The organism is Sphingobium sp. S6 (assembly GCF_905120495.1).
In the GTDB taxonomy this organism is placed as follows: domain Bacteria; phylum Pseudomonadota; class Alphaproteobacteria; order Sphingomonadales; family Sphingomonadaceae; genus Sphingobium; species Sphingobium agri.
In genome coordinates this window covers 226,909-245,791 of record NZ_CAJHOG010000003.1, presented here as the reverse complement: position 1 = coordinate 245,791, position 18,883 = coordinate 226,909, and the positions used below count along the sequence as shown (strand labels likewise).

The following is an 18,883-nucleotide window of genomic DNA, read 5'->3' as shown; positions in this document are numbered from 1 at the left end:
CTTTCGTTTGCTTACCCGCTTTGCTCTCGGGCGTGTGTGATGGGAATGCCGAGCATTGGACAGGGGCTCGGAAGAATTCTGCTGCGTCCAAATTTGTCGCGCCGCCTATTCAGATCCAACGGAGAAGATATTGGTGCAGAATCAATGAGTAAACATAACGTGAACAACTTTGGACAAAGCGCAGAAGCGCACAAGACGCTTGCTCGTCTCCTTATGGAAAGGCTCGCGCATTATGGTGTGCAGATTTTGCCTAACGACAGCGGTGCGATATGTTTTTTCGTACCTTCTCCCGGCCACCTCGATCGTCCTTGGGCAGACGGTGAATATGCGCATGGGCTAGAAGATGGTGCGATACGCGAACTGCAGCAGCTTGTCAGATCTTCGCCCCTGCTCGCCCAAGCCATTTTGGAGGAAGTCGCGATTACCGGGCAGTGATCGGCTTCTGCATGAACAGCGACATTGCGGCACGTTGGACGAATGGAGGAGTGACGCAATGGCTGACGAAAAACGGAATTTGCTCGATGAGTTGATCGCCAACATCGGCCCAGAAAACCTGCCGGACGAGATTGATTTCGGTCCTCCGGTTGGAAATGAAGTTGGCAGCCGACAGATCGTCGCGGAACGAATTTTGCGGGTTCTTGAATTTGCATCGTCCAATTGCGCCGATGCATCCAACTTGCATGAGTTCATGCGCCACCCCCATCCCATGCTAGGCGGCGAGTCGCCAATCGTTTGTGCGGTCTCCAGCAAGGCTGGTGCAGATCGCGTGATGAATCTGTTAGGCCGCGCCGCGCACTCTGGAGGCGTTTAGGTGCCATTGGGGCAATGTCGCGGACCTTTTTGTCACTCGGCAATATCTGGACGATCAGCTATTGGTCTAAAAGGGCAAAGGAAATTATAAGAGTCTTCGCGATGGAAGGATGTTGTGATGAACGATGAAGACGTCCCTGGCGGCTAAGACCGTGATGCGTCCGGATATGTCGGAGGTGAATGGTGCCGACATTGAGGCAGTTTCCGGGTGAATCCCTTATTAAGCGCATTGCGCGCCTTCTCTTATTGAGGTTTTTGCCATTAAACCTTACTATGGCTATGTTTTAAGGTCTTATGGTAAGGGTTAATGAACAGAAACAATCTCGCGCATGCAGTTCGCGAGCGGCTTGTCCGTTATCCTGAACCTCATGCCAGTCACTATGGTGTCGTGCCGCTTCCGCCTCCAGAATCAGCCCTGCCGCTGGGATCAGCGCAGCCCGCACATGAACGAGCGCTCGCTATGCTCGGACGTGCCGAAGCTCTCGCGGCGAGCCTGCCGGACCCCTATATTATCAGCCGTACGCTGAGCCGTCGCGAAGCAGTCGACAGCTCGGCCATTGAAGGCACGAACAGCACGCTCGACGAACTCCTGACAATCGAGGAAGAGGATGACGACGCGCGCGACGCCGCCCGTCAGGTACGGGACTATGCGCTGACCCTCGATCGCCTCCTGCCTCGTGCTGCAGCCGAGGGCATCGACATCTTTACAGTGCAGATGATCCAGGAACTCCACCACGAGGCGATGCAGCACGACCCGGAATATCCTGATTCGGCAGGGGCGCTGCGCAATATCGTGGTCTGGATCGGCGGTACGGGTCATATTTCGACATCGACCTATAATCCGGCGCCACCTGGGCAGGTGGGGGCCTGCCTTGAGGATACGGCCGCCTATATGCGCTGCGAAGGCATGCAGGCGATGACGCAGAGCCTGATCACCCGCATGGCGATTGCCCATGCGCATTTCGAAGCGGTACACCCCTTCCGAGACGGCAACGGTCGTGTTGGCCGCCTTTTGCTGCCGATGATGATGGCAGCGGAAGGGCAGGTGCCGCTCTATCTCGCACCCTATATCGCCGCAAACCGCGACGGCTATTATTCGGGCCTCAAAATCGCTCAACAACGGCTCGAATGGGGACCGCTCGTTGGCTATCTGTCCGATGCCATAACTGGAACGGTGGAAGAACTCTTCGCAACGCGGGATGGGTTGAATGCCTTGAAGGAACAGTGGCGCGGGCGAAGGAAGTTCCGATCGAACTCCGCTGCACTGCGGGCACTGGACCTCCTTAGCGACTATCCCGTCGTCACTATGAAGCGGCTGGCTCAGAAACTTGGGGTATCGCGACCGCAGGCCCTTTCCGCAATTAACCAACTGATGGAGGCAGGCATCTTGTCGGAGCGGACCGGCTACAGTCGCAACCGGATCTTTGCAGCCCAAGAAGTCCTGGCCATCGTCAACAGGCCTTTCGGCAGCAATCCTTCCGAGCGATCGTGATCCCTTGTTCGCTTTCTTTCTGCGGTAGCCAAACACCTCTGGGCGACCGGCTTTGGCCGTTAGGGGACTGACAGCTTTCAGCGCAGAAGCAGCGTGAAGCTGCCGTACAATTCGACTTCCGCATGCATTGCGGCTTGACCAAATGCCTTCGTCATAAGATATGCGCTGGCAAGGCGATGGATTTCCGCCGGGCTTCGGCCAAACCGCCTTCGGGCTGATGATTCCTACCTGATGCGTTATCGCAACAAGGAGGAATCGTGCGCGCTAAATTCGCAATATTGCTATCGAACCTGAACGTCCTGGCCTTTGTCAGGGACCGGCATGACCATGCCTTGTCGGTCTTGCGCTGGCTGGCCCTCCTTGTTCCGATGGCTGCGGCGGTCGGCAGTCTTTGCGCTGCCTTCCTGTGGAGCCTCGATGTCGCGACACGGGCACGCTTTGCGCATCCATGGCTGCTGTTCCTCCTGCCGGTCGGCGGGTTCGTGGTTGGCCTGCTCTATCATCTGTTCGGTCGCAGCGTCGAAGGCGGTAACAATCTGATCGTCGAGCAGGTTCATGAACCGGGTGGCGGCGTGCCTTTGCGCATGGCGCCGCTGATCTTCCTTGGGACCGTTGTCACGCATCTGTGCGGCGGCTCGGCCGGGCGCGAAGGGACGGCTGTGCAACTGGGCGGTAGCCTTGCGAGCGCCTTCGCCACTATGTTTCGGCTTGATGCCGAGAGTACCCGCATCATCCTGATGGCCGGTATTGCCGCAGGTTTCGGGGCCGTGTTCGGGACACCGCTCGCCGGCGCCGTTTTTGCGCTTGAAGTGCTGGCAGTCGGCCGAGTGGAATATCGTGCACTGGTGCCGGCACTGATAGCTGCTGTTGTCGGCGACTGGACCTGTCACCAGTGGGGTATCGAACACGGGGTGTACCACATCGACTATCTCAAGGGCGCGGTTGGACCGATCGCCGTCGACCCGGTGCCCCTGCTCGAGGCGGCCATTGCTGGCGTGGTGTTTGGACTGGTCGGCCTGCTGTTCTCCGAACTGTCGCACTGCTTCGGTGACTTCGTGAAGCGCCACGTCCGGTTCGGCCCTCTACGTCCCTTCCTGGGCGGCCTTGCGGTGATCGCTCTGGTTTATCTGCTCGGTACGCGCGACTATCTTGGCCTCGGGGTCTGGGCACCCGAGGCCTCCACACCCACTATCGCTGGGTTCTTCTCGCCCGGCACGGATTACTGGAGTTGGGCGCTCAAGCTGCTGTTCACGGTCGTGACGCTGGGCTCCGGCTTCAAGGGCGGCGAGGTTACACCGTTGTTCTTCATCGGCGCGGCGCTGGGCCACGCCCTCGGCACCCTTTTCGGCGCACCTGTCGATCTCTTCGCAGGGCTTGGGTTCGTCGCCGTCTTTGCCGGGGCAGCGAACACGCCATTGGCCTGCACCATCATGGGCATTGAATTGTTCGGTGCGACCCATGCCGTTTACATCGCCGTCGCCTGTTTCGTCGCCTACCTGTGCTCAGGCCACAGCGGCATCTATCTGTCTCAGCAGATCGCCGTCCCCAAGCACCCGAGCATTTCCATCAGCCCAAGCATCACGCTGCGCGGCGTTCGCACCGCGCGCACTCAGATCACCAAGCAGGATCTCCACACAAATGACTGACACAGCTATTCTCACGTCCAGCGAGATCGGCATGCTGCGTATCTACATGGCGCCGCGTGATACGGCAGAGCCGCGCAAGGCATGGAAACTGTGGTCAGCGCGCCCGCTCTATCGCGAGCTTGTCCTCCAGGCTAAGTTTGCCGGTCTGATGAACGCTGTAGCCCATCATACCCACTACGGCTTCAGCAATCATGGTCCGGTGCTTGATCAGGGTGCGGAAACGAGCAATCCCTATCTGACGATGTGCGTTGAACTGATCGGCCACCGGGCCGATCTCGAATTCTTCTGCCAGCGGCATGCCGTCCTGCTGGAGGCAAAGGTCGTCATCTATAAGCATCTCGAACGTTGGTCGTTCGTAGCTCCAGCAAGGCCGCAGTAGGAGAACGAAAATGAAGAGGCTTCACTTTGTCGTCGTTGCAGGCGGTGCCGCTACATGACGCGATGCTGCCGTGCTGGCAGCACAATATAGGCTTCTTCCGATCAATCCCACTTACGTAAACGTACGGCAGGAATTGGGATCGCATAGCAGCGGCGGGGATGGCTAAAAAGTGGCGCGTTGCCGCTGGTCGCTGATCAACTTTGAGCTTCGCGACGGCAGACAGCCTTGCGACTGACATCCCGAACCGCAAAAATAGCCCGACCGTCGCTAGGGCAGTCGGGCTAGGGAAAGTCTCATCGGCCAAACAAGCCGCGAGTCTTCGGGTCGCAAATGCAACACTAACAGCTCTGTCGTGCCGCGTCATACCACGGATGGGGTAAGGTCGGCTTTATCCGAGCAGAACCTGCCGATCACCGAATCGATGTAAATCTGAAAAATCCCGTGGCTGGTAGGCCATCCATCACATCCGGAAGCTGCCCCCAAGCATTGCGACCAGTTCCACCTCACGAACAACGCCCAACTTGGCAAAGATGGATTTGAGCTGTGCCTTAACGGTTTGAACGCTGGTCCTGCGCACAGCAGCGATTTCTTCGCGGCTTTCACCGCGGGCCAGTGCTAGGGCTATGTCCGTTTCGGCGGCGGAAAGTTTGAATGCCGTGCGCAAAATGGTAGGGGCAGCATCGTGCCAGCGACGGCCGGACCGTACGATAACCAACAGCTGCGAAGAAAAGCTCAGGCGCCAAGGCTGAACGGGAAGCCTGCAGATATCGACGATCAACGGCATCTTCTGACCATCGCCCCGCAGCATCAAGGTCTCGAACCTCTGCTGCCGTCTATGAAGCCGGCCGATAGTCTGCAGCAGGGCCGCATTATCGCGAGGATCGGAGACACCGATCCGTCCATCGATGAGGCGGAAACAACCGCTGGACAGCAGCGCCTCCGCCTCACTTGTCTTGCCATTCACAACGCCGGTCTGGTCGCAGATGAAGATGGGCAGTCCCACATATTCCATCGCACCGTTCAAGAGAGCGGCGCCACGACTTTCCAGCGCGATCTGCATCTTCACCGCGTGCCGCACTTGCGGCGCGATCGCCGCAAATAGCGTCCGGGTATCGGCATCTGTCTTGCCGTCCTTGCGGCTACGGTTGAGCGCCAAGCCGATAAAATGGTCGCGACCCTCTAACAACTTGGTCTGACAACCGTCAAAAATGTCGTAGGCGTCGCACATCTCTCGGTAGAGATCGAAGCCCGGGCTCCGTCCGACGGCCCGATAATCCGCTTCGCTGCGGATGACGAAGGCTGGATCTGTCAGTGATGCCCGCACGCGAACGTTAATGCTGGGATCGCCGCGCTCATGTTCCACGAAGCGCGCAATTGCATCCTGATCGAGATCATTGATCCAGTTGAAAGGGACATCACCGGGCACAAAGCCGACAAGCTGGCCGTAGGTACTACCAGTCATTTCGGCCATCGCCCGCAAGGCGGGGAGCCATTCATCTCCGTCGATGGCGGCTAGGGCGAAATGCTCGCCAAGCGCCAGAATTCTGTCATCCACTCATATTGATCCTGGCTATGCGACCCGGATCAGAACGTCTTTTTCTTAGCGGCTACGGCTTTTCCGCCGCGTCCGCCAACCTAGCTAACCAGGCCCGTGCAAAAATACAACATATCAACTGATTGATCGTACATACCCTAATCGAGGGATGCGAACGGCGCCTGAGCCAGACTAACCACGCCCGCATATTTGTCTGGAGGGGGTTTTCATGATGGGTCGGAAGTCTACGCGTGCACCTATTCGTCTTGGGCTTGGCATTGGCGTGAGCGTGCTGGCGCTCGGCACCGGCAGTGCTTTTGCGCAACAGGCACCGGCCACGACCTGTCCTGACGGGAGCGCGGGTCCGCTCTGCATCATCAGCAACACGGGGTCGGTAGGACCGATCACCGGAACGCTGGGCACCGCCATTGTTGTCAACAACAGCGGCACCATTGCGGGCGATCCAGCTATCGGTGCGGGCCAAGCGGTCGTGTTGTCCGTAAACAATGCGACAGGCGGGGTGATTGGCGGCGGTACGAACGCGATTGTTGCGCCCGCAAGGACCGGCATTCCCCTGCTCAGCTTTAATGTGACCAATGCCGGCACGATCAACGGTGATGTTGCTTATGTCGAACCCACAGCCGCCCCCGGTCAACCGCCTTTGGCGGGGGCGCTCTATTATTATATCTCGGACGGCGGCACGCTGAACGGCAATCTGCAGCTCGGTACCGCCTTCAGCACCGCCAATTTCATCCAGCGTGGCGCGGATGACGGCGTCACAGGAACCATCTCGGCTGGCGGCGGCATTGATATCTACACCCGTAGCTACAGCCAGTCGCAGTCGCTTGAGCAGGCTACGGGGGCATTGCCGGCGACGTTCGAGATCGAGGGCTTCGAGGCACGCGGCGATGCGACCACGCTGACGCTGACCGGTCAAGGCACGTCGATCAGCCTGATGGGCGATGGCAATGTCGTGAACGGGGGCACGATCAACCTCCTCAACACCGCTGGCCTGTATCCGCCGGGGGTGAACGTCGTCCCGGCAGCGATCAGCTACTACCAACAGCGCTTCGCGACCTTCCAGCGCTCCAACGTGCAGCCCGGCACCGTTCCGCTCTACACGCCGACCTATGGCGACGCTCTGACCAGCTTCATCAATGAGGGGACGATCAACGGAGACATCCGGATCGCGGCGGCCACCTTCATCAATAATGATGAGATTAACCTGGCTACCAGCGGAATGGGTTCGGTCGTCACGACCTCCGCTGGTGAGGACTTCGTCTTCCGCAATACCAGCGACATCGAGATGGGCTTCAACGGCGTTCGGTCGGCGTTCGCCAATATCGAGCGCGAATTTGATGGCGGCGTAAACGCGGCAGTGCGAATCCGCCAGGCTCTGGAAACCACCGAACTGGCGGACGCAGAAATCGTCAACAGTGGCACCATCGTTGGCGGTCTCGACGCCAATGTGGCGGCCCGCACTTTCTCGTTCACCAACAGCGGCTCGATCACCGGCCTCGACGCCAGTGGATATTTCCAACGCGGGCTCACGCTGAAGGTGGGTGAGCTCGACCTTGTGCTTCCCAACGCCAATGACGAGTTCAACGCGGACAGTGCGACAATCATCAACACGGTGGATGGTGAAATTCGCGATGGCTTTTATGCCGGCGTCGCCGCGCAAAATCTGAATTTCGAGAACCACGGCAGGATCGCCGCATCGGCGCAAGAAGGTGGCACCGCGCTCTTCATTGAGACCGGCCTCTTGCAGGATGACGGGCCAGGCGACGACGACGTCATCGACATTCCCGCCCAAAGTTTCGCATTCACAAACACGGGCACGATCGACGGCGCCGCCGAGGTCAACCTCGGAAACCGGGTGGCGACCTTCGTCAACAGCGGCACCGTGACGCGGACCGAGCTTGCGATCGAACAGGGCAATCCTCCCCTATTCGGCGGAGTGCCCGCATTCGACATTGAATCGGAAACTGACGAGAGCCACAGCCTCACCTTCACCAACAGCGGCAGCATCATCGGGCAGGACCGCGGCGGATCGGGCCTTGTCATCGAAGCCGAAGCGGGAGATGGCGACGAGCCTGGCATCCCGACGGCGGATTCGACCATTCATCTTGTAAACATCGGCACGATCAAGGCGACCGGCGGGGCCACTGGCTTCCCGATGGGGATCGTAAATCCCAACAGCACTGATTTCTTCGTCAACCAGATTGCAGCCGTGGGGATCGACCAGGAAAGCAGCGGCGCCGGGCTAGTCACGATCGAAAACCGCGAAGGCGGCCTTATCGAGGCGTCCGGCCTCGCCAGCATCATCATGCCCACACCGCCCGTGAGTGCATTCGCCTATATGCCGATTTCCGGCGCTGTGGACGGCGGCATGGCAACCGCAATCGGGGTGTCCGCCAAAGCCGTAAACATCGTGAACTCCGGCACTATCCGAGGGGGCGCAGGGAGCGATTATTCGGCTAACGCCAACATCATCATCGACAATGCGATCGGCCAGCCCAACCGCTATCTGGCAGGAGCGATCCACACCAGCGGCGATCAGCTTGACGATAACAGCGGTTTCCTGCCCTCGACCGATCATGTGACGAACACCGCAACCGGCGTCATAATCGGCTCGATCGACCTCAATGCCGGCGACGACCGCATCGACAATGCGGGCCAGATCAGTGGCGACATCTATATGCGCGAAGGCAACGACGCGGTCGTCAACGCAGGCACTATCACCGGAACCGTGCGGATGGGGGACGGAGATGACAGCTTCACCCATTTCCTCGCCTCGGCAGTGCTGAACGGGACGGTCGATGGCGGCGCGGGTGAGGACACTCTCTCCTTCGACATCACCGGCACGACTTACACTGGCACTATCGATCCGGCCCTGCGCCAGCTGTTTACCAGCTTCGAGGTCGAGAAGATCATCGGCACGGGTCAGGTTGTGGTTCAGCAAACGGTCCAGGTGTCCAGCGGCGGCGCGCTCAATCTGACCGAGGGGTCGAGCATTGTCGTGGCTCCCGGCGAAACGGCCATTGATGGCGGCAGCGAAAGCGTCACGATCGCCAACAGCGGCGAGGTCCTCGGCAATGTCGATCTGGGCGCGGGGGACAATGTTCTTAGCAACGCGACCGGCGGCACGATCACCGGGAACATCATCACCGGCTCCGGCAATAACAGCATCAGCAATGAAGGCGGCACGATCAATGGCGAGATTCTGGCCGGAAGCGGCGCGGACAGCCTGAGCAACTCCGGCACGATCTCCGGCAATGTCGATCTGGGTGCAGGCGCCGACACGCTGACGATCGGCACGGGCGGGAGCTTCGGCGGCACGGTCGCCGCGGGCGGCGGCTCTGACACGCTCGCCTTCAACACCGGCAGCACCTATGAAGCGCAGACCACGATCGACGGGTCCAGCTTCACCGGTTTTGAGGAAGTGAACAACGCCGCTGGCGTGAACAGCTTCACCGGCGATCTCGACGTCAATCAGGTCAATGTCACCGGCGGTCGCCTGATCGGCCAGGCCGGCTCGATTCTGAGCGGATCGGTCGATGTGGCGAGCGGCGGCACCTTCGGCACGGCTGGAACGGTCAGCGGCAACGTCACCATCGGCAGCGGCGGCACGCTGTCGCCCGGCGCCTCGCCCGCGATCATGACGATCAACGGCAATCTGGCGATCGGCAACGGCACCACCACGATCTTCGAATTCGTGCCGGTGGGCCAGAGCGACCAGATCATCGTCAACGGCGGATCGGTGACGATCGGCGACAATACGACGCTGAACCTCACAGGCTCGCTCACCCCGGGCGCATCGCGCGACCTGATCATCGTCAATGGTGGCGGCACGATCACGGGCGACTTCGACATCGTCAATCGCGATCCCGGTATTGTGGGTGTGCTGCGTTACAATGCGACGACGCTGCAGCTGCTCGGCACTTTCGTGGCGCCGACCGGCGTTAATGTTCAGGCCAACGCCGCGATCAACTATGTCAACAACCTGCTGGTTGCTGGCACCGCCAGCACGGCGCTGATCAATGCCGTGCCCTCCCTGCTCAATGGCAGCACGGCGAATGCAGCAACCTTCGGCCAATTAACCGCAGAAGCTTATGCCAGCGCATCGCAACTGGGCGTCGAACAGGGTTTGGCGCTTGCCCAGGCGGGCCGTTCCGGCCTCGCTGCGACACGGCGCGACACGGCGGGGCTGTTCACCTTCGCCCAAGGGCTGGGTGACTGGCGCACGCTGAAGGGCAATGCGAACCGGGGCACCTCCACCGCCAAGAGCCACAGCTATGGCCTGGTCGGCGGCATCGGCTTTGGCTCTGAGGCGGCATCGGTCGGCGGGTTCATCGGCTATGTCGACAGCCGCCAGACTATCGCCGGCCTGGGCGCGCGCACCGAAGCCGACGGCGTAGTCGCCGGCCTGTCCGGTCACTTCGCCAGCGGCGGCTTCGACGCAGCGGTGACGATGGCTTATGACTGGAGCGAAGGCAGCACGCGCCGTACCGTTCCGGGCGCGACCGTCCTGTCGAACGACTATCGCTTGCGCAGCCTCGTGCTGGACGGATCGGTCGGCTACAGCATCCCGATGGGCAGCTGGGCGGTTCGGCCCGAAGTGGGCATCACCCACATCTCCACCCGGCGGGGCGCAGCCACCGAGTCGGGCAGCGCCGCCTTTGCGCTGGCTGTCGACCGGGCCAGGACCCATGCCACCTTCCTCGACGGCGGCCTCAAGCTGAAGGGCGGCGTCGGCGAAGGCGACCGCTTCCATCCCTGGGCGCAGGCTGGCGTGCGTCAACAGCTGGAAGGCGAGCTCTCCTCCGCCAGCGCAGGGTTCGTGGGCAACGCAGAGCGCTTCGCGGTGCTGAGCGCGGGCCGCAAGGAAACGATGGCGACAGCTGGCGCTGGCGCGAGCTACGATGCAGCTCCGGGCTTCAGCCTCTATGGCGCCTATCAGGGCGAGTTTGGCGGCGGTCGTAGCCATAACGTCAATATCGGGGTCCGCTTCGACTTCTGACGCGTCTGAGCGGTATTCATCGCTTGATCAAAATCGAAAGGAGGCGCCGGTCGTGAGGCCGGCGCCTTTTTATCTTGCTTTACTAATCGGGCAGTAAAAATGGCTGCTTGTCCACTTTCATTTTCTACATACACGATCTCCATGCGGACTGTACAGAGCAGTCCGTTTCTATGTCCTGACGTTCGCACTCTTCGTCTCGACAAGGTCCATGCGTTACTACGTGCTCGGCACCAGGGCCGTCACATTCTCTCGGTCAGTGCTGAACGGAGCAGTCCAAGCAATTACAGCGCTCTCGCTCCTTGTGGGCGGAAGCAAGCAAGATGACGGACATACTCTGTTCTGCGGCCCTGTCGGGGACGCTCCCGCGCGCTCGGGACTGGTTAACTCCTCGCCTCTGCTAACTTCAATAGTTCAGGATCAGCCCTGTTTCCGGATCGCATTTGCGCTTCTCGGTGATCTTCGCACCCTTGTTCCAGTCATATTCGGTGCCGTCGATCCAGAGGCGATGAAGGATGACGGCCAGCTTCCGCGCGAGGGCAACGATCGCGCACATTTTGCTGCTGCGCTTGACGATCCGCATCGCCCAGGCTTTGAGCGTCGAATAGCGTTTCACGCGTAGGATCAGGCAGGCAGCGGCTTCGCAAAGCGCACCCCGCATATCGACATCGCCCATCCGCGAGATGCGCCCACCCCAGTCAACCGAAGTCCCGGACTGGTAGCGTCTGGGTGTCAGCCCGAGATGCGCGCCTACGGTGCGCGAGCGCGTGAAGCGGTACGGATCGTCGATCGTCACCTTGAAGGAAAGCGCCGTGACCGGGCCTACGCCCGGCACCGTCATGAAACGAACGCAGACGGGATCATTCCGGACGATCAGCAGCAGAATACGATGCAATTTCTGGAAGCTTTCGAACAAAACCGTCCGGACTTCCAGCATGCTTTCGATCATGGTGTGGAGCATATAATCGGAATCGGTGATCAGCTCCCGGACCCGCGTGTCGAACTGGCCCGCACCAACCGTGCCCACCTTCAGACCATAGGTCCGCAAGGCACCGCGGATATGATTCTGCAGGTCGATCAGCTTGCGTTTGAGCAGACGCCGGTTGGCGAGGAATGTCTTGAGGCGCTGGGTTTCCTCCGTCTTGATATGCACCGCCCGGAACCAGCCCATGCGCATCATCTGGGCGATGCCGTGCGCGTCATTCCGATCCGTCTTGTTCCGCATGGCGCTCAGCGACGAGCGCATATGCCGGGTTTCCACGACAATCACTGGCAGCCCTTCGGCCTTAAGTTCGCGCGCCAGCCACATGCCCATCGCCGACGCCTCGATCCCAATCCGGGCGATCTCCCCGACATGAGGCCGTAGGGCTATGCAGATGGACTCCGGGTCACTCACCACGCTTATTTCAAGCAGTTTCTTGCCCTTTTCGTCCACGATGCAAACGCTCGTCGCGTCCAGCGACACATCCAACCCGACATGCTGTTCCATGATCCGGTCCTCCTGATCTCCCGCGCCGTCCCGCACGGAAAATCTACCGACTCTCACCGCCTGCGTCGCCTCCGCGACTCGCCCACCCGATTACGAGAGCCCCTGAACTGATCGTTCCGCATCCCAACAGTCTGGACGCTGGCAGAGACCGTTCGATTTTACACAAGGCCCATTACGATCGGTGGGTAGGCGACTCACCCATACGGGCGCATATTCCCTATTCCTCTCCCTTGGAGGAACCCGACAGCCCCGCCTCGCGCCTTCTGAGGCGGGGAAAACTGCCCTGGGGCAAGAGCGGTGTGCCGCTCACCGAAGGCCAGAAAGAGGACCAGCCGGCATAGTGAGCGGACTGACCGCTTCCAGCGTGGCGCGAGTTCACACGGAACAGCAAAAAGTGGCGCGAGGCGGAACGGCTGCTGATCGGCTCGATCTGGCCGGTAGCGGAAAGTCCGGTCTGGAGAGCGAGCGCAACGATAGTTGCCGTTCTCACGCTGGCAGTAGCCGACCAAGTCTCGCCATTCTGAAGTCGGCGCTTGAATGTCCGCTTGCGCGGAGAGCCCGGAACGTGCAGCAGCGACTATGCAATTCTGTGAATCACTCCGACCGTTACATTGTCGCCCCCGCCCTCCCGCAAGGCTGCCTCGACCAAATGCTCAACCGGCTTCTTCGTTGATCGCAGGCCGCATTCGATTTCTGCTTCTGAAACCATGTCTGTGAGGCCGTCGGAACAGAGCAGAAGTTGGTCGCCCGGACGCATTGGGATTCGACCGATCCATGGCGTCGACGGTGTGCTGTTGAATCCGCCGAGGCACCGCGTGAGTACATGACGACCCGCGACATGGTCTTCGCTGACTTGCTGGAGCGTGTCGGACAGCAGGTAGATTCGAGTGTCGCCGACGTTGAACGCAATCGCTTCCGCACCCATCAGCAGCACACCTGCGACCGTGGTACCCATACCGGCCAGCGAGTCGTCCTCCAACATGGCATTAATGATCGCCTCATGGGTCGCCGCCACAGCGCTGCGGATTCCGGCTTCGGTAGTCAGAAGGTCTGTCAGCTCGCTGAGACAGGCAATGGCAAGCTGGCTTGCCACCTCTCCGGCGGTGTGTCCCCCCATGCCATCGGCGAGCAACACCCACCCCCCTTCCGAAGGTACAAAACCCTCCCAGAATGCCGGTTGGCGTTCATCGCCGCTCGTTGTTGCTGCGCAGGCATCTTCGTTGGTCTGGCGGACCAAGCCCTGATGCGACGCCAACATGCAGAGATACTGCGGTTTCGCTTCCAGCAATGCTTTCCGATCTGTTCAAGAAGTTCGAGATGCGCGATCCACACAACCTAACCGTGTATCGTAATTCGCGCGTAGCACGCGCGATAATGCGGCATCCCCCTAGACACTAAGATGCGACCGATCTGCACAAAGTCTGAGCCAAGAAAGTCATGGATCATTTTGTCACATAGTTTCCAATGGAGCCGCTCGACAATGACGCCCTCGAGGAACGGGGCCACGACTGACAAAGGTGGATCACCCGCTTCCGCGGCGCAGATGATCTCATCGGCATGTGCCTCAACTACGCGCCACGCAGCGCGCCCCTCAAGGGTCGTCTTGAAGGCTGCAACAGAAAACGGATTGTCCAGAGCAAGCCTCATTCAGGATCGGTTGCGCGAGATGTAAAACGACGACCACGTCAGGCCGAGCGCCGGCCCGTGCTGACCAAACACCTCCCAGCCCCCATGTTTGGCCGGTTAGGAAAGTATCAGCGTTAAGCCGTTCAGGGGATCGTCCATGCTTCCCCGTCGGCGAGGCGGGTGACGGGTGGCAGCGGAATGCCCGGGTCGTCCCAGGCGGTGCCGTGGACGGGAAGCACCGTTTTAGGCGCCATCGCGGCAGCAAAAGCTGCCAAAGCCTCGGGGGATGCATGTCCGCTGGTGTGCAGCCGGACGGTTCGGGCACCGGCGCGTTCGGCCTGCGCCCAGCCGCTGCGCGGATCTGCAGTGTCAAGGTAACCGCTCCAATTGGAGAATGCGTAGGCGTCGTCCGCCGAGAAGCCGAGGCCGTCCTTGGCAAAGTCGGCCACCATGGAGTCGCGAAGCATGATGATCGCCCGGCCGTCGGATAGTTTGCGGCGAGATGTGCCTGCCCCGCCGGTCGCCATGCGCGTGACGAAATCCTCGCGGCCCTGACGCTCGTACATGCGCTTGCCACAGGGCGTGATCACGACCTGGAGAAGGTCGAACTCTTTGCCCGGTCGGGGAATGCCGGTGCCATCGGCCACTCGCTCCAACACGTCAGCACCGTAGAGATCGACCACCAGCGTGCGCCCCGAACGCTTGGCAGCGCGGTAGAGCGTGACGGTGCGGTCGATGTTTTGCGCTGACCATTGCACAAAGACATGACCCGGTGTGTCCCGGGCCAGTTCCACAAACTGATCCTCAAGTTCCTTCTCTGTGATGACGGGCTTTCCGGAACGCAGGTTAGTGCCTTCCATCATGAGCGCATCGATCCCTTGGGGAGGGCGTTCCATCATGCGCTCGACCAGCACTGCCTTGCGGCCATGCGTGCGAAAGTCGCCCGTGTAGAGCAACTTCCTGCCCCAGCCCTCGATCAGCAGCATGTAGGCGTCAAAGGCCGAATGATCGGTCAGGAACGGCGTGATCGTGAAACCGCCAATCGCGAAAGGCGCCGAACGGCTGTGCCAAGTCCGAATGTCCCGGTCGATGCGGCCACCGAACAGTTCGGTCGTCAGCCGCATCAGCTCGGCCGATTTCTCGCCCGACCAGATGGGCCACTCGCCGGGCAGTTCGTCGATCAGGCCCCAGTGATCCATGTGCGGATGGCTGAAGATCACATTGGCGGGACGGCTGGTGTCGACCGTGGCCGGCAGTAACCCAGTGGCCTCGCGCGGAGCGTCGAGTGGGCGGCCTGCATCAAGGAGCAGCCGCTCGCCCGAAGGCGCAGCGACCTCAATGCAGGAACCGCCAATCTGATCGGTGCCGCGATGTACAGTGATTGTCAGGCTCAGAGCTTTGCTCCCTTGGGATCGCCCACCGCACGAAGTCGTGAGCCTTGGGCCGCAAGAGACTCGGTCAATGCCTTCTTGTGCGTCTTCCAGCGGGGATGGTCCTTCTGACTGCCGTCGAAGCCAAAGACGAGTAGATTGACCTGAGGTGTTTCACCGAGCGTGATTGTGCGCCGGCCCTCGGCAACGTCGTGAATGAGTGGATGGAGCTTTGTGCCGGCAGCCTCACGGATGGCACAAATGTCACGACATAGCTGCGTGTAGCTGCGCTCAACATCCAAGCGAAATGTCTCCAGGATCGAGCGGTAAGCCGCGATTTGGGCCAAGACGGGCGCACTGAGTTTTGATTGCGCGCTTCCCAGTTCCGGGTTCTTGAAGGCCTTGGCTTCCCAAAAGACGAGGCGGGCCTGATCTTCACCCGACGCTTCCAGCGCCAGCAGGTCGATGCGGGGAGCTGTCACCTCTTCGCCAGACTCTCCCTTCTCGACCGCTCCCGGAAACGCGACTTCGACGTCGATGACGGTCGGATTGGCTAGAGCCACCCAGTGGCAACCCGTCTTCTCTTCCCCCGAGTAGAGCTCTGCGGCGCGCTTCATGCGCGAAAGCGAACCTTCTCCGTACTCGCTGAGGAACGCCTTCTTCTTAAGCTGATCCGTGTCGAAGGTCATCCCGTCGAATCTCACCTGACGCGAAAGTTTTGGGTCAAGCAGGTACTTTTCGTGGGTGGTTGCCTTGGGAGCGGAAGCGCCAGCCTCGACCTTGAAGATTGATTGGCCCTTCCAGTAGACGTTCAGATAGCTTCCTCGAAGGGCGATGAGCAGCTGCTCGTCGTCGAGGACATCTCTCCACCAACCGGACTCGGCAGCGGCAACGAGCTGCTCTCGGAACTTGGCCGGGAGCGAGCGATCAAAGGTTTTCAGAGCGCCATCCACGGATGTGTCGGGCTCGATTCGGCTTGTGACGTTTTTCATTTTCACATGTATGCCTTGTTCCTGCGTCAAATTGTGTCGTAGGTCGTGCAGGCCATCTGAGCGGCCAGCGAAATTCGCTCCTGTATCGTTTTGCGGAGAGCGTCCGGACCGAGAATTTCCAAATCGCCGGCCCAGGTGAACAGATGCTCCGCGACCTCGCGGAGGCCTCCTGCATCGAACCGGATGATGAGTGCTCCATCGGCGGCATCCTCTCGGCGCGCGCCTCCGCCCCGCTAGGAACCGGCCATCAGGCGATTATTATCGAAGCCAGGAAGATGTGAAGTGAATTGCGTCCGAAGGATGAAATTCAGGAAGCCGCGCGGCGATAGAAGGAGTCTGGAATATGATGGTGGTGAGCGTTCAGATTTGGCCCGGTGGCGACGAGTCCTTCAGGTTCGAAATCGGTCGAATGGAGGTTAGCAACATGAGCAATTTAGCCGAAATCAGCGATTATCATGCCCGTGTTATCCAGCAAAGTGCGCCTAGGCTGAATGTGGATGCCATCGACCGGATCGTCTGGGCAAAAGGGCACCCTCGTCGTGAAGGTGCCTGGGCCCTAGTCAAGCGGGTGCTTGACCATCTCGATGGGTAAGGGCTGGTTAACTGGTCAGAAACGACGCAGCGGTGACATTGCCCTAGACATGGTCCTCCGAGGCGTTCGGAATTTCTGGGCGGAACTGGGCGCGCTGCCGATCGGCTGAATTGCCCTCGACGGCCCGGCAAGTTCCGGACCAAAGCTTCGCGAAAGCCGCTATTCGGTTGATCCATGAGGGTCACGAAATAGGTGTGGTTTGCAGTGCCGGACATGCTACGCCCGACGCTTGAAGCCCGAGAAGTCCCTTCAGTTTTAGCCGGCAGAAGCGAGCTTACTTGTTCACTCTTGAAGAGTGGGGGCATTTGAAGGGGCATCTGGTAGAGAGTCCGTTCTAATAATTTAATGAAATCATGGACTTGTAGAAAATGTTCGTTTCCCTCCCTCTCCGCCACTCCAACTCACCGATCGGTGGCTGAACCGTTGATCCGTCCCGCCTTACTGCGCACGCTTGCCCTGCTGCTCTTGCTGGCCCCGGCGGCTGCATGGGGCCTGCCTGGCAATCGTCCGACGCCCGGCTACACGCGCGTGGCGATCGACACATCGGTGGGCACGATCGTGGTCGCCGTCGATACCAAGCGCGCGCCGCGCACTTCGGCCAATTTCCTGGCCTATGTCGATGATGGCCGGTTCGATGGCGTCACCTTCTATCGCGCGGCGCGGCGCAAGAGTGATGCGAAGCTGGGATTGATCCAGGGCGGAACCGATACGGATGCGCGCCGGTCCCTGCCGCCCATCCCGCATGAGCCCACCAGCAAGACCGGCATCCGCCATCTGGACGCAACCCTGTCGATGGCGCGGCCGAACCGGCCGGATTCGGCGATGGGCAACTTCTTCATCACGGCCGGAGCCACCCCCAATATGGACGCGCGCGGGACGTATATCGGCTATGCCGCGTTCGGGCATGTGGTCGCGGGCATGGATGTCGTGCGCCGCATCCTTGCCATGCCGACCTGCTGCGGGTCCGGGCCAATGCGCGGGCAGATGATCGTGAAGCCGGTAAAGATCATTCGCGCCAAGCGGCTGGATGGAACGGCGCGGCCGACGCGCGGTGTGAAGCCGTGGCTGATCGGATTGCGGCGCAAGGGCGCATCCTGACATTTCCTCTGTTCCTCATGCGCGTCAGCCGTCAGGATGGGCGTGGAAGGAGACGGCCATGGCGGCGGGACGGATCAGGGTAGGCATAGGCGGATGGACGTTCGAGCCATGGCGCGGCACCTTTTATCCCGAGGGCCTGCGCCAGAAGGACGAACTGGCCTATGTCGGCCAGCATCTGACCGCGACCGAGATCAACGCCACCTATTATGGTACGCAAAAGCCCGCCACCTTCGCGAACTGGGCGAAGGCGGTGCCAGACGGGTTTCAGTTCGCGGTGAAGGCTTCCCGCTTCTGCACCAACCGCCGCGTGCTGGCGGAAGCCGGGGAATCCATCGCCAAGTTCGTGGGGCAGGGCATTGCCGAACTGGGTGACAGGCTGGGCCCGATCCTCTGGCAGTTCATGCCGACCAAGACGTTCGACGCTGAAGATTTCGGCGGGTTCCTGAAACTGCTGCCCGACAGCATCGGCGGCGTGCCGCTGCGCCACGCCCTGGAGGTACGGCACGAAAGCTTCGATGATCCCGCTTTTCTGCAACTGGCCCATGATGCGGGGGCGGCAGTCGTGCTTGCCGACCATGATGAATATCCCGCGATCAAGGGCCGTGATGTGGGGTTTTCCTACCTTCGCCTGATGCGATCGCGAGAAGAGGAGGCCACCGGCTATCCGCCTTCGGATATCGAGGGCTGGAAAAAAAGTGCGAAAGGCATGGCGGATAAGGGGGATGTCTTCGTCTTCTTCATCAACGGCGCCAAAGTCCGCGCGCCCGCCGCCGCTCAGGCGATGCTTGTTGCGTTGAAGTAACAGCGACCGTTGCGTTTGCTGCAACTGCGAACGCGC

General features: G+C 60.4%; 17 protein-coding genes and 1 riboswitch. Of the genes, 10 read left to right on the top strand and 7 right to left on the bottom strand.

Annotated elements, in window-relative coordinates; all coding sequences use genetic code 11:
- Positions 1–45: 45 nt before the first annotated feature.
- The 5 genes from SPHS8_RS11935 to SPHS8_RS11915 all read left to right on the top strand — a co-directional run bounded on the left by SPHS8_RS11935 (position 46) and on the right by SPHS8_RS11915 (position 4,327).
- Positions 46–435: a hypothetical protein gene (locus SPHS8_RS11935; RefSeq protein WP_236575112.1), complete on the top strand. Its 390-nt coding sequence runs from the start codon at positions 46–48 to the stop codon at positions 433–435.
- 58 nt (positions 436–493) lie between these two features.
- On the top strand, positions 494–811 hold the full coding sequence (locus SPHS8_RS11930) for an MbcA/ParS/Xre antitoxin family protein (RefSeq protein ID WP_201515701.1): 318 nt from the start codon (positions 494–496) through the stop codon (positions 809–811).
- A 306-nt stretch (positions 812–1,117) separates the two neighbouring features.
- The gene (locus SPHS8_RS11925; RefSeq protein ID WP_028055928.1) at positions 1,118–2,302 is read left to right on the top strand and encodes a Fic family protein; all 1,185 of its coding nucleotides are present in this window, start codon (positions 1,118–1,120) and stop codon (positions 2,300–2,302) included.
- A gap of 163 nt (positions 2,303–2,465) precedes the next feature.
- Positions 2,466–2,536: riboswitch (Fluoride riboswitch) on the top strand.
- Between the two features lie 23 nt (positions 2,537–2,559).
- Entirely contained in the window at positions 2,560–3,948 is a 1,389-nt protein-coding gene (locus SPHS8_RS11920; RefSeq protein WP_201515700.1) for a voltage-gated chloride channel family protein, read from the top strand.
- On the top strand, positions 3,941–4,327 hold the full coding sequence (locus SPHS8_RS11915) for a DUF190 domain-containing protein (protein ID WP_201515699.1): 387 nt from the start codon (positions 3,941–3,943) through the stop codon (positions 4,325–4,327). The genes SPHS8_RS11920 and SPHS8_RS11915 overlap by 8 nt, the downstream gene beginning before the upstream one ends.
- Positions 4,328–4,787: 460 nt before the next feature.
- Here SPHS8_RS11915 and SPHS8_RS11910 read toward each other — a convergent pair whose 3' ends face one another.
- Positions 4,788–5,798 (bottom strand): helix-turn-helix transcriptional regulator, encoded by a 1,011-nt coding sequence (locus SPHS8_RS11910; RefSeq protein ID WP_201515698.1) that lies wholly within the window; start codon positions 5,796–5,798, stop codon positions 4,788–4,790.
- Positions 5,799–6,090: 292 nt separating this feature from the next.
- Here SPHS8_RS11910 and SPHS8_RS11905 point away from each other — a divergent pair, with 292 nt between their 5' ends.
- Positions 6,091–10,881: an autotransporter domain-containing protein gene (locus SPHS8_RS11905; protein WP_201515697.1), complete on the top strand. Its 4,791-nt coding sequence runs from the start codon at positions 6,091–6,093 to the stop codon at positions 10,879–10,881.
- Positions 10,882–11,284: 403 nt separating this feature from the next.
- Here SPHS8_RS11905 and SPHS8_RS11900 read toward each other — a convergent pair whose 3' ends face one another.
- The 6 genes from SPHS8_RS11900 to SPHS8_RS20670 all read right to left on the bottom strand — a co-directional run bounded on the left by SPHS8_RS11900 (position 11,285) and on the right by SPHS8_RS20670 (position 16,540).
- On the bottom strand, positions 11,285–12,367 hold the full coding sequence (locus tag SPHS8_RS11900; RefSeq protein ID WP_201515922.1) for an IS110 family transposase: 1,083 nt from the start codon (positions 12,365–12,367) through the stop codon (positions 11,285–11,287).
- A 217-nt stretch (positions 12,368–12,584) separates the two neighbouring features.
- Positions 12,585–12,857 (bottom strand): hypothetical protein, encoded by a 273-nt coding sequence (locus SPHS8_RS20455; protein ID WP_236575111.1) that lies wholly within the window; start codon positions 12,855–12,857, stop codon positions 12,585–12,587.
- An 87-nt stretch (positions 12,858–12,944) separates the two neighbouring features.
- Positions 12,945–13,655 (bottom strand): PP2C family protein-serine/threonine phosphatase, encoded by a 711-nt coding sequence (locus SPHS8_RS11895; protein ID WP_201515696.1) that lies wholly within the window; start codon positions 13,653–13,655, stop codon positions 12,945–12,947.
- Positions 13,656–14,136: 481 nt separating this feature from the next.
- Positions 14,137–15,333, bottom strand: a complete 1,197-nt coding sequence (locus SPHS8_RS11890; protein ID WP_236575142.1) for an MBL fold metallo-hydrolase — start codon at positions 15,331–15,333, stop codon at positions 14,137–14,139.
- A gap of 50 nt (positions 15,334–15,383) precedes the next feature.
- On the bottom strand, positions 15,384–16,355 hold the full coding sequence (locus SPHS8_RS11885) for a hypothetical protein (protein WP_201515695.1): 972 nt from the start codon (positions 16,353–16,355) through the stop codon (positions 15,384–15,386).
- Between the two features lie 26 nt (positions 16,356–16,381).
- Positions 16,382–16,540, bottom strand: coding sequence for a hypothetical protein (locus SPHS8_RS20670; RefSeq protein ID WP_443020033.1), 159 nt, complete (start codon positions 16,538–16,540; stop codon positions 16,382–16,384).
- Between SPHS8_RS20670 and SPHS8_RS11875 the strand changes: the two genes are divergently transcribed.
- From SPHS8_RS11875 to SPHS8_RS11860, 4 genes are all read left to right on the top strand, one after another.
- Complete coding sequence (locus tag SPHS8_RS11875; protein WP_201515694.1) at positions 16,499–16,636, top strand: hypothetical protein; 138 nt, start codon at positions 16,499–16,501, stop codon at positions 16,634–16,636. The two genes, SPHS8_RS20670 and SPHS8_RS11875, sit on opposite strands and share 42 nt — an antisense overlap.
- Before the next feature lie 62 nt (positions 16,637–16,698).
- The gene (locus SPHS8_RS11870; RefSeq protein ID WP_201515693.1) at positions 16,699–16,947 is read left to right on the top strand and encodes a hypothetical protein; all 249 of its coding nucleotides are present in this window, start codon (positions 16,699–16,701) and stop codon (positions 16,945–16,947) included.
- A gap of 426 nt (positions 16,948–17,373) precedes the next feature.
- A complete protein-coding gene (locus tag SPHS8_RS11865; protein ID WP_201531024.1) occupies positions 17,374–18,045 on the top strand; it encodes a peptidylprolyl isomerase in 672 nt (223 codons plus the stop codon).
- 58 nt (positions 18,046–18,103) lie between these two features.
- Complete coding sequence (locus SPHS8_RS11860) at positions 18,104–18,847, top strand: DUF72 domain-containing protein (protein ID WP_201515691.1); 744 nt, start codon at positions 18,104–18,106, stop codon at positions 18,845–18,847.
- Positions 18,848–18,883 lie beyond the last annotated feature (36 nt).